Origin of the sequence: Prevotella sp. E13-27 (assembly GCF_023217965.1) — a bacterium.
Lineage (GTDB): Bacteria > Bacteroidota > Bacteroidia > Bacteroidales > Bacteroidaceae > Prevotella.
On the sequence record NZ_JALPSC010000001.1, the window covers coordinates 1,893,762 to 1,907,367 of the forward strand.

Consider the following 13,606-nt stretch of genomic DNA (forward strand, 5'->3'; position numbering starts at 1 on the left):
GAAACATTACTAATCTTAATTACCAGTCAGCACTTCAGTGATGCGCGGCACTATCTGCTTGCGTGAGAGTTTCTCGGATGTATAGCAGACACCCTCACGCAATGACGGACCGAAGACGCCCTCGGCCACCTGCTTGGCACCTTCACCATAATATATAAAATAGGTGCCATTCTCCACGTAAGGCCGTTCGGCACGGTCGTCGCCCGTGTTCTCCACCATGTTGTCAATCTTGGCAACGAGCATCTGCCGCCCACGCTGCCCCATCACTTCGGGCATGACTGCCAGCATGCGGTCGATGAAGGCTTCCATCTGGCTCTGCTTGCAGACGAGGCTGCCGAAGCCAAGCAGATGGCCGTCAATCTCGTATTCCTTGTAGTCGGAGAGGAAAATCTCGGCATCGGTCATGCCGGTATAGTCGGTGGCTGCATCCTCCATGCCACGGTTCAGACGAGCCACGGAGTCGGGGCTGATGGCCAACTGTGCGGTCAGAGCCTGCAATGCCGTGGAGTCGATGGCCTGCGTGGTGGTTTTCGACAGGTTGCGCGTGTCGCTGATGATGCCTGCCAGCATGATGCGGGCGGTCTCGTCGTCGATGGTGATGCCCTGTTCCTTATACATCTCGTAGATGATGGTGTTGGTGGAGCCAACCATCTCGCGGCGCACAAAGGGGATGCCGCTGTCTGCAATGTCGCCCTCCACATGGTGGTCTATCTTCTGCAGGACAACGGCTTCGCGGGCACCCTCCACGCACTGCGCATAGTCGGTGTGGTCGGTCAGGATGAGCCGTGTCTGCGGCACCACGCTCGACTTCAGTTCGGGCAGCGCGAAGCCGAACACGCGGGCGATATAGGCCGTCTCGCGGTTCATCCCGCTCGACACTTTGGCCTTGCAGTTGTAGCCCATCAGCCGCATCAGCCTGGCATACGACAAGGCCGAGGTGACGGCATCCACGTCGGGTGTCTTGTGACCATAGACGAAGCATGTGTCCGTGCCCCAGTCCAGCGTTTTCAGCAGTGCGCCGAACTCCGTTTCATGGCCGGGCTGCGGAATCACCGCATTGTCATCGTTCGAACAGGATGTCCATACAAAGAGGCTGCTTGTCAGGGTGGCAGCCACCATCCATTGCATGATTTTTCTCATCATCTTTCTGACTTTTAAATTATTTACTTCTTGAATAACTGCTCACTTGCTCCTTCTAAGGAGTATGTCTTTCTCTCTCCTTCGACATTGAATGTCAGGACAGACTTCTCGGGGCTGACCTCAAACACACAGGGAGCACCGACCATCATAGGAATGCAACTGTTGCCCCCCACGGGGAAGCCGCAGCATACGGGAATGTCATATTCTGTCAGATGGGCTGTCAGCATTTTCTCCATATCGCATGTATTTTTATAGGTGCAAAGTTACTGTAAATCCCCTGCGCACACAATAGCAGAAACGAATGAGCAAGTCTGTTGAAATAAATAAGCAAAAATAAAATTGGCTTTACCTCCCCCATAGCAAATCAGCAATCGCATAAGCAAAACAAAAGCCTCGCCGAAAGGCAGGGCAAGAGGAGGTATCAGGGCTATCAGAAATGAGGTTCTGCCGCCGTACGGAAAGTTATCTCCGGCGATACTCGGAAGGGGTAAGGTTGTAACGAGCCTTGAAGTCGTGGTTGAAAGTGGTGGCGCGGCTGAAACCGGAGGCACTGGCCGCGTCGGCCACCTTCATGTCTGTAGTTGTGAGAAGGTGACAGGCATACTCCAAGCGGCAGTCGCGCACGAAATCAGCTACAGAATCATAGTCGCTGCCCTGTGCAAAGGCGTTGCCCACCTGTACGGCAGTAAGACCATAGCGGCTGCAGACCGCTTGCCGGTCGAACTTCGGGTCGAGGTAAAGCCGCTTCTCCCGGATGTCATCATAGAGGTACTGGAATAGAGCATCCGCAGAAAAGCTTTTCAAATCAACAGGATGCGGCACCGTCTCTCCTTCACTTTCCACGAAGTGTGCCAGCATGGACTGGTGCATCTGCTCGTAGCGTTCCTTATATCTGATGGTTTCGTCAATCAATTTAACCAAGCCACGGTTCTTCATGTTGATAATCCTGTTCTTGGCGAATACATACGCGGCAAACAGCAATGCAAAGAGCAGTGAGCAGACAGCAGCAATGGCGACTATCGTCATCTGACGGCTGTGTACCTCGGACTCTTGTCGTTTTAACTGCTGCTCAAGGGCATCGTAGCGGGCGCGGTGCTCGCGCGTCTCGGCATCGCGCACGATGTTCTCCAACCGCTCGAAAGTGACGTACATGTCGTCAGACTGTCCCAATGCGGCGTAGGCAGTAGCAATGAAGTTCTCGCCCTGTGAGCGGTAGAAACGGATATATTCCTCGCGCCTCGATGCTGGTGGTTCGCGGTAGGTGCCGTCATGGTACTTGTCGGGGTGATGCTCGTAATCGTTGAGCAAGGTGACGATGCGCCGGGCCAGTGGCAACACCTCTGCCGCCTGCCCCTTGGAAATCATTACCCCGGCTTTGCGCTTCAGGGCAATGACGAGGGCATCGAGTTCGTTGAACTTCAGCTCCCCATCGGAGAGTGCAACGATTGTCCTATCCATCATCGCCATGCCCTCGCTCTCCTGTCCCATATAGCACAGCGCGGCTCCAATCTCCGCTTCGCCTCGAAGGGCCTCGGTCTCGGCCCCCTGCCTGCGGCATACTTCCACCAGCTGGCGTGAACGCCGAAGCCAGAGTGTAGTGTCCTTCTGACAACGCGCCACGTAAGCCAATATCTCCAGTACATCTTGTCCTTCGAGACTATTCTTTATGGAGTCGTGCCTGATGAGCTGTTCGCCAATAATACGGGCGGTGTCGAGCCGTGCGCCGGCTGTCCAATGCATCAGTGAGTCGAGCCTTTCGCCCGCTTGTGTCTGGCTGTAGATACGCGCACGGTTCTTGTCGGCTCGCCAAGAGCTCATGTTTCCGACTATAACCGCCGAATCGACAATCTGTAATGCCCGCACGGGATCGTAGCCGTAAACCGCCATCGCTTTCTGCTCGGTATAGAGTGTATCATGAGGCAGCCGTGACTGTACCATGCCCTGTTTCCCATCTGTACATCCTGTTATGGATAGCACAATGGCCGCTACTATTATTATATATGTATAGAGTCTCTTTGCCATAATTCGTGTGCAAAGGTACTCAATTTCCGCCGAAAAACCTAACACTTTGCGCTTTTTGGTTCTTGCTGTGTCAAGCGGCAGAGCCGAGCGGCCCAGAATTTTGCTATGTTAGTTATGTCATGGGACTGATACCTGACATCTTCTAGCAAACCACAACAAGTTCTGCATTTATATTTGCGTCATTTCGCTTGTAAACGAAAAAGTCTGTACCTTTGCCTTTGAAAACAGTTCCTTATCTATGCCAGATTGTATTTCTGGCCGTGATTCGGGGCTATTTTCTGTTTATACGGATTAAATTGATTATTGGAACTCTGAAGTTAACTTAGAAAGTTTAACACAACTTAAAGGTTCACTTCAGTACATTGATACTGTAGAAAATGGTGGTAAAGAGGGAAAAACGAAGAAAAAGTCGGTTTTGTGCTCTTATTCTGGCAGTTTTATATTATAGTTATAGCATCCTTGTATTATAGTCCTTACTATCTTGAAAACCAAAGTCGTCGACTTTGGTGACCAAACTCGACGAGTTTGTAAATTGGTATAGACAGAACTACATTGCTGTTCAGACTGCCACACATTGCAATTCTGTCTAAACAAAAATGATGCAGGTACATCGGCATGCTCTACCTGTAGTTTTTGGGTATGGTTGCCAGCTTCTTTGTCGTAAATTACTAATTAACAATTATTATCTTTTATCGAATAAGACAGCGGGGACAGGTGCGCGTTTCGCGTAGGCAAATCATAAATTGTGGATCAGCGGAACCGCATTCTATGCTAAATTCCAAACATTGATTGATATTTAACTATATATTTAACACTTGAGGAGCTAGGCTTACCTCGTTACTCGTTCTATACACGTTATCGGGATTGTATTTTACCCGATCTCTGACCATTGCCACGAGGATGTGCAGCATCTTGTTCTTGATGTTATTATGTATCAGCAACGGATGCTTGCCTCGTTCTATGAGCCGCTGATAATAGCTGTGTACGTTTATGTCAAACTTAATTGCCGCCAGTGCCGCTTGCGAGAGTAAGGACTTAATCCTCCTGTTGGCAAAAGGACTGACCTGAGGCCTGCTGTTGACGCTAGTGCCCGATTGTCGTCCGAATGGAGCAATACCATAATAGCAGGCTATCTTCCTTGAGTCTAGGTCAAATTTCTGGAAGTTGTCCGTATAGACCATCAGGCACGTCGCATTCTGCACTCCAATGCCTGGCATGGAGGTGATGATGCCAAAGATCTCCCTGAGTTCGTCATCAGAGGCAATGATTTCCTTAATCTTCTGGTCACATTTCGCGATGGCTTTGTTTACCTCTGTAATAAGGTGTTTGCTGGTAAAAGACATAAAAGCTCTGGCATCCGACTTCTCCTGTGTGAGACGTTTCTCGTCTCTTCTGACCGTCAGTGCTACCTTCTGCCTGACAAGGCTGTGACGATAAAGGAATATCTCTCTCAAACAAGTTAGCGAGGCACTCTGAGGCTTGTGCAGTATCATCTTGTCGTAGTTACGCATAGCATACTCTGCGATGGCCCGTGAGTCAGCCTTGTCGTTCTTTACACGTTGGATACCTGCAGAGTGCTTGATCTTGTAGGCACACTCCAGCCACATGTCATAGCCCGAGGCATAAAGATAGTTGCTAAGCCCGATACTATACCCACCGGTATTCTCCCCACAGAAGAGCCAGGAATCTGCCGCAAAGCCCTCTGCATGAGCCTTCACCCACTTCGCCAGACGACGATAGCCTGATGTTTTGTTGTCAAACACTTCGTGCACGCTAGGGGCACATTCCTTCAGTCCCTCTGCCTGAATGAGGGTCGCATCAAACTTTTCTTTCGAGAAATCGATGCCAATAAAGATTTTTTTCATACCTTTGTACCGTTAAAATGAAGGAATTGGCCAATAGTTGTCTGGTCTTGGACTCTAAATAGGCTATTATGCCGCTGGCATTCTATCTGGACTTCGCAACTAAGCAGGAAGGACTAAGACGGTTCATAGACTCTAAAGGACTGTTGTCCCACGGATAGTTTCCCTTTCCTGTCGGCCTCTTCCTCCTTCTGACAACAAAGGTAAGGATTTGGCCGTGATAAAGCAAATTCTTCACTGATATATTCTATCAGAGCGCAAAATTAGAGTCCCGCTGATCCTGATGTCATGCCATCACCTCCTCCTGATGTACAACCTGCAAAATTGGAGCGCGAAGGACATTCTCGATAGAGACCAGCGTATCTATGGTAAAGTTGTGGGTACCACGCATCCACTTGCTAATCTCTGCTTCTTTTTTGCCTAAAAGCATAGCAAGGTCTTTCTGCTTCATGCCTTTCTCAGTAAGAATTTCATGAATGCGATCCACAATTTGAAACGACATGTCGACAGACTCGCGAATCTCAGGATTCACTGACCTGCGACGATTCTCCAAAATACTACTCCTTTTCATAACGAGTAAAATTTAAATTACCTACAATTTCTTTGTCCACCAATACCACTGAGCCGTCGCTTATGCGTGATGTGATAAAGCGGCTCGTGTCAATCAAGAGTTTTACATAGGGAGCCAGTTCTAAGCTTTCCTCCCATGATGCAGCATCCTTTACGCCTCCGTTTCCGAATACGAGAATCTTATCAGACAATCTCAAGCAGTAAAGACGTACTTTGTTGCCAACGTCGATGGGGATGACACCCACGCCATCGCCGTAGCGACCTTCTGGTCTGAAATAGCGCTCAAGTGCTCCTTTCTCGGCTATCTTGTCTAACCAAGAGATAATTACGTCAATCTCATCGTCGTATTCACATCCCTCAGGGAATTTCTCAAAGAAAGCCTCCATTTCTGTCAGCTCCTTCCCATTAAGGTGGATGCTATAGAAGTTTACGTTATCGTATTCTTCAACGAGTTCTATAGTATATTCTTGTTTCATTTATATCTCTTGTACTTAACTTTTAAGTTATCTAGGTGCAAATATACGAAAGTTCTCCTAAATAAGCAAGAAATTAACTTAAAAATTAAGTAATGTCTGAGAAATTATAGATTAAAGGCGAATTTCATTGTTATGTCAGTGGGCTGTCTGACACACAAAGCATATCCTTTTTAAGACAGCGGGGACAGATACTGTTTTAAAAACCAAACTTTTTGGATTAAAAGTGAGGCATTTTAACAATTCTTGTCTATTGATTGCATTTACACGCAGCATTCATGCCCTGTTTTCAATGTAAATTGCGACAGGGCTCTGCTGTGATGTGAGATTCAATGCTTAGTGAGTTCCATAACAACAATCAGTGTATAGCGTTTATCGTCTGCGGCGATTTTTTTTCTGATGTTTACGGGTGCTGCCGCACTGTTTCTCCTCAGCAGTGTGCTATGTTTTATGATTATTTCTTTGTTATTTAAAAGAATTTGATTAACTTTGCAGCCATCAAGGGAAGACAGCGTTCTGCGGCTATTCTTCAGCCAATGTCCCAACATCTATCCCGTGAGGCTGGCCTTCAGTGGTTTCAGCCTCTTTCTTTTGCTTATCACATGCAGTTTTGTTACGTGTCGGGTCATACTTCTCTCCACTTTTCCAAAGGCTGTATATGAGCAGTAGTAGCTTGCGCATGGTGGCTGTCACTCCAATCATTTTCGACTGTGTATTCCTGTCACATAGGCGCCCATAGAAATCTTTCATCTGAGGATTACACTGAGTGCTGACAATGGCAGGAAAATAGAGTGCCGTTCTGATGTGTACGTTTCCCTGCTTTGAGATGTGACGCTTAGGGTCTACAGGTCCCGACTGATGTGCAGGAACATCAAGCCCTGCATATCTTGTCAGTTGCTTGCGGTTAGTTATCAGCGCAAAGCCATTTGTCTCTGCAACCACTGTAGCTACAGTCATAAACCCTATGCCGTTGATGGTTGTGATACGGTCAATACGCTCTGACAGTCCGGGCTCCTGCTTGATCTTCTCGCGGATGGCCTTCTGATTACTGTCCAGCTGTTTGTCTATCTCGTTGATAAGTTTGTTATAGTGCTTGACGATGCTCTTCTCCGCTATCTCGCTGTGTGCGAGTGCCTCCAGATGGTTCCTCAACTGTGTCTTGACCTTGTTGATGTCGGCCACGAAACGCGTCATCTGTCGCAGTTCCCTATAGATAGGAGATGGCGGTGCCCAAGGTTTGAGGCGCTTGTCCAAACACCCAAGCATCCCAAGAGTATAGGCATCCATGTTATCGGTCTTTGTGAGGATACCCTCGTACTTTGCAAACTCACGGGCCTTGTTAGGCAACACAACGCAGACGTTCAGACTGAGTTTGTTCAGATGGGATGCCAGCTGCTCGTAATAGACACCAGTGGGTTCCATCACATAGCGCAGAGGGTAGCCCTTCAGAGCCTCTTTACGGCTCCATTTGACGAACTGGTTGAAACCAGTCTTGTCGTTGTTAAACACTACAGGGGCGGTAGAGCATCCCTGATCGAACTCATACATACACAGGCAGGCCGTGAACGTACCCTTTGCAATGTCGATTCCCACGCACTGCATAAACCACTTGCCAGGTTTGAAATTCGGTTTCATACGGTTTGAATTTTGAGTTAATAATGTTGATGATTATAGCCTCAAATCCTCACCGCCTTTCCTCTTGTATATACTCTGAATCATCCTCTGCCATACATAAAGGATGTCCTCTGATACTTTGTCCTGGCTCCAAAGATCTGAAAACGAGGGTGGAAGCTTATCCTGTCCCACGATATAGTCTCTACTTATCTAGGTGAGTGTCTTCTCACCCTCAACGGCATAAATCTCTAGCAAAGCTACAAAACTTAAACCGTATTGCATCCATCTGCAAGAAATATTTCATGAAAATGGAACAATCTCTATAATCGGATGCAAAGGTAAGAGATGAGCGTAGGCAAATCATAAATTGTGGATCAGCGGAACCGTCTCGCTGATCCTCCCAATGGCCAACACGACATCTTTGATGCTGTTGAAGGTAATGTGCTAGTGGGTGATGATGGGTACATTTATTTTATTGACACAATCATTTACCCGTCCGATACGGATGGCTACGAGACCTATTGCAGCCTATCGCCCAGAGCAAGCTCGAAAAACAAAAATAATAAAACAAAAGCGCTTAATAACTAATTCCTATGATTATAGGCTTATTTCGTTAAACGCTTAATCAGTTGGTCATAGTCAATACTGCCACATATAATTCTCTTCTTACAATGGTAATTAGGTGAAAGCAGATTCTTGTCTTCCTGATTCCATTTACTTGAAATGCCAGCAAGATAGAGTAGTAACTGAGGTAGGCCGTCAGTCATGAAAGGTTTGTCATGAGATTGCTCTATTTGCTGTATAATTTCTGGATGACTACATCTGTAAGATTTAGAACACCATATCCACATTGGAACCTCATGCTCATTTTTTGCTTGTGCCGCTGTCGGTTCTTGAAATAGTCTTCCATTAACTTTCAAGTCATCGTATACTTCTTCTCCATGATCTGAGACGAACAGAATAATAGCGTCATCATCTCTATATATGTTAATGATGTTGTCAAGAACAAGGTCATTATAGTGCGTGGCATTGTCATAGTGCATTACTATATTCTTTTCGTCTTTGCTGATGTCTCTGTCCGAATAATCATCTATGGAGAATGTCGCTTCGATTTTTGGATAGCGTATAGAATAATCAAAATGCTGGCCAATTAAGTGAATGATGTCTAATGTGCATTCTGTTTGATTTCTACTATTTTTGAAATCTGAGATTTGTTCGACCAATCCAATGTCATATTTGCTCCTTTTCCTGTTGCGGAATGTGAATAGTGAGTCGCTCATCTCTCTATCTGCAAGGAAGAAATGTCCAGCCTGATTAGTGACCCCCTTACGGAATCCTTTCAAAAGATATTGGTTGGAAAAGAAATTAACTGAATAGCCTGCACGTCGGAACAGCATAGGGAACAGTGGCTTGGTTACTATAGGCTCTGGCATTCCGAATTCCCACATAGAAAAAAGATCGAGAAACACATTGCTCGTAATGTTCCAAGGGGTTACAACATCATGGAATACAAACAGCTTTCCGTCTTCAAATAGTTCCTGTTGTCTTGGGGTCGTTTGCAAGTGGTAACCATAGAGCGTGGAATGATGTTTGTTGTAGCTTTCACCGATGACAAAGACTATATGAGGTGACATATATATGCAACTGTCAATCTGCGCGGTGAACGTTACACGTTTAATTTCTTCAAGTTGTTGTGACGATTGCTGCAATGAGTAGCATGCAAATGCAAATCGGTGCAATGGTGTGGGTATCTTTTCATGGTAGTGGCGGAAAATAAGACCTTCCATGCTTTTCAAGTCGCCTCTTTGCCAGAAGAGTTGTAGGAACCTGTAGGAAGATGGAAGTTCGTAGATGAAGCATAAAGATGTTATTACAATTACCGCATATCTACTCATTCTACTCCATTTGACAGTTATTCTTCTGTTGATAAATGATAAATATGATAATGGCAGGAGAATAACCAATGATAGTTCAGCTGTAATACGCCAGCTTGATAACAAATGCGAGCCAATGAATGTAGAAAGAAATTCCCGTGTCTCACGTGAATCGCTCAGAAGAACATTAGAAAGAATCTGAGGCGTGACTTGGGTCATAAACATATCTTGACAATAGCAATCGACAAGACAGATTGTTACAATAACTTCACCAATAAAAAATCCTGTTACTTTCCTATAATTGCCAGTGAGAAAAGAAACAGCGTAGCTCAAAACAAAAGCAGTAAATGTAGGGGCTGTTAATAAATGAAACGACAGCCCGCTTGTTGTGTTAACACACAGCAAACAGGCTGCCAAAACTGTAAAAAAAAGATTTAATGAATTCAAAATAGTTATTCTTTGCTCAACACATATGCTAAAGCGTCCCCATAGCCTTTCTCGTATAAATACATATTTTTACCATTAATCTCGAAATATATGTGCTCAGTATCGTATCCAGAATAGCTGTCATACTCTTTAATGGTAATCACTCCTTTTGATTGTCCATCCATTTTATATGTGAAACTTCCTTTTTCAGTTTCCATTCCTGAATAAGAATCATAATAGCGACTAGACCAATTGCCAGAGCCATTGCTATTAAAAGTAAGGGTAATATACTCTCTCCCTTCTTGTCCCGACCAAGTACCGACTACTCCGTTACTAGAGTCATCATCATCGTCACTACTACAAGCAACAAATCCAATACTCAGCATTACTACCATAATAATGGCGAGCATGCTCCAAAGAATACCTTTCTGTTTCATAATAGTTATTGGTTATTAGATGCCATTAAAATGTATATCCGAGGGCAATGCTTATTGTCTGGAATTTTGCTTTTTTTGTAATCTCTGAGAAGTCGTTCCCATATGAAATACCAGCCATGTATTTTTGGCTAAAGCGAGCTTTTACGCCAATCTGCCAACCAAACTGGAGACGCTCCCAACAAACTTCACCCATATCTTTCTTGTCAAAAAGGTCTGCATCTTTATTACCAGCTTTAATTGTTCCGGAAACATTATAGCGTAGGGTGGCTCCGACAAACGGTGCAAGGCTGATGTTGCTGTTGGGAATTGCGTAATTGTAGAGAAGGTTTACAGGAACTTTGACTGACCACAAAGTAATGTCGCCGAATGAAGATCCATAACCGTCTTCATAATCTTCGTAATCGTCCTCGTCATAATCCCCATAACCTCTAGTCTCATAATAACCACTATCATCATCGTTATTTGAATTAGATTTTGAAGCAGAATATTTCGCATATTGTAAGCCAATTCCTGCTTCCAAGAAGACAGGCATACCTTGGGAAAGACTAAAAGCCTTACTAAATCCTGCTGAGAATCCTGTCATAGACTCATCCTTTGCACCAGATACGTCATACTTCATTTTAATTGGATTGTACTCAACCCAAACCGTGTTCCATCCATCAGAATTTGAACTTGATGATGAAGAGCTCATTGTGGTGTTGGTAAACTGTGCATAGGCACCAGAACTGATAGCCAATAAAGCGCCTAAAGCAAGAAATTTGATTCTTTTCATAAATAATAATGTTAAAAGTTAAACAAAAAATTAGTATACAAAATCCATACGCCAGACATTAGCTGTACCTGTAGAAGAACCTCTTTGAGAAACAAAATAGATAGACTTTCCATCCCTGCTCCAAACTGGGCTTAAATCATCGGCTGCATGATGGGTCAGCTGTACCATTTGTGTTCCATCCACATGACAAGCGAAGAGATCTGTGTTGAAATATTTTAGATTGCCGTTCGTTATTGCATTGCTGCCTACAAATAGAATCCATTCTCCGTTTGGTGAAATACTTGGTGTCGTAAAACTGCGTGAAGGGTCACTGACTATACATTCTTCTATGCCTGTTTGATAATTCACTCGCCATATTTCACCGCGCCCTTCGGTATTAATCCTACAGCATAATACACTGCTTTCCCCTTTGATAGGACATGGGTTCAATCCTTTCGTATAGCTTGAAAGAAAGTTGCTACCAATATCATGACTCCAAATACTTGAGCCATTCTTTTCTACTCGTGAGAAAAATATATTCTTCATATCTGGAGAATATACTGGTGAGTAATCTTTGTTTCCACTAGTTATTTGACGGCAAACATATCCACTTGTGGCACTCGTTTGATATATTTGGCTCATTTTGCCGTTTGCTTCAGAAAAACAAATATTCTTGCCGTCTGGCGAATAAGTGAAATCTATTACGGTTTGCCTATTAGTCCTTTGAACGGATGCTCCTTGTTTGCCAATCTCTTTGATGAAAATGTTTGTTGTATTGCTGCGAAACGACAGATATGCCAACTGAGTTCCATCAATAGAAATATCAAGAATGCGGTTGGAAAGCCAATTGATGTTTCTACCTGTGCGTTTCACTTCTGGCATACAGACGTAGTCATTGTCTGTTGTGATTTGAGTAAAGTTTATGCCAGATTCTTCGTTCACCTGAACTACGGAATAATCCACCTGTGCATATAATCCACCTGGGATTAATGCAAACAGAAGTAATAAGTACTTGCTCTTCATTTTGCTTACTATTATTTGTTATGTTATCAAATATCGTAATGCAAAGGTCAGGGCATAAAGAATGGCGTGGCCATTCTTATGCACTTGACCTGAGGGGCGAGCTTAGGAAATTGGAACCCCTACGTAACAAATAAGAATGCTACCACGCCAATGGCGTGTGCATAGCTATGCGTTACGTGGGGAGTGCCATTGTCGTGGCTTCTTCCCTCTGCTTTTTAAATCGAACTATTCCAAATTAGGTTCCTAAGCTTCTTCAGTCAAGTGCGAAATAATAAGCTAATGCATCATTGAAAACGGATTTCTCCCCGATTTCGCTGCAAATGTATGTGTTTTTTTTGAATTCGCCAAACAAAAATGAAAAAAAGTTTATATTTTATTGATTGTTGTTTGTAAATATGAGCTGAGCAATCTTTAACTTCTTTGAAAGAGAAGTTTAACTTTGCTCGAAGAGATGTTTAACTTATCTCTGAGAAAAGTGTAACTTTGTCTAGGCAGAACTAAACTAAAAGGCAGCTGACGAATTATGATGTGGATAATTGGGGTTGATGGGCATGATGGGTCTAATGGGTTTAACGGGGATGATGGGTTTAACGGGGTTGATGGGTTTAATGGGGGTGTTTAATGGGCATTTTATAGTGTGTTGATGCTTCAGTGGGGGTGGTACGTTCAAAAAAGTGCGAATAAGTTTGGAGTTTTGAGTGCTTAACCGTACCTTTGCGTCATGAAGAATGAAAATAAAGAGTTCCTGAGGCAAGATAATAACTACCGGACGTTGAAGGCATTCCAGAAAGCGGAATGTATCTACGACGTTACATTCTATTTTGCCAATACGTTCTTAAAGGTGGGTGACCGCACTATCGACCAGATAATACAGGCTGCACGTTCGGGTAAGCAGAACTTAGCTGAAGGTAATATCGATGGTATCACCTCACGAGAAATGGAACTGAAGTTGACGAACGTAAACAGGGCTTCTTTACATGAACTGTTGCTTGACTACGAGGATTATCTGCGGGTGAGGGGTCTGGAACAATGGAGGTATGATGATCCACGATGCGTGCAGACACGTACGTTCTGTAAGACTCATCTCGACTCTGCCATTTTCAGAGAGAAAATTAAGGATCGTTCCGACGAGACTATAGCTAACATCGCCATCACGCTGATTCATCAGTGCGACATTCTTATACGTGGACTCATTGAGTGGAAAAAACACGATTTCCTTGAAAAGGGTGGTATCAAGGAGGAATTATATCAGGCACGGAAGGATTGGCAGAAGAGGAATGGGGCCTATGGGAAGATTCCGTATGAAGGAAGTGGGTTTAATGGGTCTAATGGGTTTAATGGGTTTAATGGGTCTAATGGGGCTGATGGGCCTAATGGGCATTTTGTTAAGCGACCCAAGTAGCCTAATAAGCCT

The 13,606-nt window shown here is 44.5% G+C and carries 12 protein-coding genes; 1 reads left to right on the forward strand and 11 read right to left on the reverse strand.

All coding sequences use genetic code 11. The annotated features are described in order from the left end of the window. Positions 1-15 precede the first annotated feature (15 nt). From M1L52_RS07455 to M1L52_RS07505, 11 genes are all read right to left on the reverse strand, one after another. Entirely contained in the window at positions 16-1,143 is a 1,128-nt protein-coding gene (locus M1L52_RS07455) for a DHH family phosphoesterase (protein WP_317231476.1), read from the reverse strand. A gap of 20 nt (positions 1,144-1,163) precedes the next feature. Further along, positions 1,164-1,376 (reverse strand): hypothetical protein, encoded by a 213-nt coding sequence (locus tag M1L52_RS07460; protein ID WP_248614304.1) that lies wholly within the window; start codon positions 1,374-1,376, stop codon positions 1,164-1,166. Between the two features lie 226 nt (positions 1,377-1,602). Further along, a complete protein-coding gene (locus M1L52_RS07465; RefSeq protein ID WP_248614305.1) occupies positions 1,603-3,162 on the reverse strand; it encodes a helix-turn-helix domain-containing protein in 1,560 nt (519 codons plus the stop codon). An 800-nt stretch (positions 3,163-3,962) separates the two neighbouring features. Further along, complete coding sequence (locus tag M1L52_RS07470; protein WP_248613919.1) at positions 3,963-5,027, reverse strand: IS110 family transposase; 1,065 nt, start codon at positions 5,025-5,027, stop codon at positions 3,963-3,965. Positions 5,028-5,310: 283 nt separating this feature from the next. Further along, positions 5,311-5,595: a helix-turn-helix domain-containing protein gene (locus M1L52_RS07475; protein ID WP_248614306.1), complete on the reverse strand. Its 285-nt coding sequence runs from the start codon at positions 5,593-5,595 to the stop codon at positions 5,311-5,313. Continuing rightward, entirely contained in the window at positions 5,582-6,070 is a 489-nt protein-coding gene (locus M1L52_RS07480; protein WP_248614307.1) for a hypothetical protein, read from the reverse strand. The genes M1L52_RS07475 and M1L52_RS07480 overlap by 14 nt, the downstream gene beginning before the upstream one ends. 519 nt (positions 6,071-6,589) lie before the next feature. After that, complete coding sequence (locus tag M1L52_RS07485; RefSeq protein ID WP_248614308.1) at positions 6,590-7,702, reverse strand: IS110 family transposase; 1,113 nt, start codon at positions 7,700-7,702, stop codon at positions 6,590-6,592. Positions 7,703-8,286: 584 nt separating this feature from the next. Next, positions 8,287-10,002 carry a phosphoethanolamine transferase gene (locus M1L52_RS07490; RefSeq protein ID WP_248614309.1) on the reverse strand — a complete coding sequence of 572 codons (1,716 nt, stop codon included), beginning with the start codon at positions 10,000-10,002 and terminating at the stop codon, positions 8,287-8,289. A 5-nt stretch (positions 10,003-10,007) separates the two neighbouring features. After that, positions 10,008-10,418 carry a hypothetical protein gene (locus M1L52_RS07495; RefSeq protein WP_248614310.1) on the reverse strand — a complete coding sequence of 137 codons (411 nt, stop codon included), beginning with the start codon at positions 10,416-10,418 and terminating at the stop codon, positions 10,008-10,010. A gap of 25 nt (positions 10,419-10,443) precedes the next feature. Then, positions 10,444-11,190 (reverse strand): porin family protein, encoded by a 747-nt coding sequence (locus tag M1L52_RS07500; protein ID WP_248614311.1) that lies wholly within the window; start codon positions 11,188-11,190, stop codon positions 10,444-10,446. 30 nt (positions 11,191-11,220) lie between these two features. Then, positions 11,221-12,192 carry a hypothetical protein gene (locus tag M1L52_RS07505; protein WP_248614312.1) on the reverse strand — a complete coding sequence of 324 codons (972 nt, stop codon included), beginning with the start codon at positions 12,190-12,192 and terminating at the stop codon, positions 11,221-11,223. A gap of 721 nt (positions 12,193-12,913) precedes the next feature. Between M1L52_RS07505 and M1L52_RS07510 the strand changes: the two genes are divergently transcribed. Then, entirely contained in the window at positions 12,914-13,594 is a 681-nt protein-coding gene (locus tag M1L52_RS07510; protein WP_317231477.1) for a four helix bundle suffix domain-containing protein, read from the forward strand. Positions 13,595-13,606 lie beyond the last annotated feature (12 nt).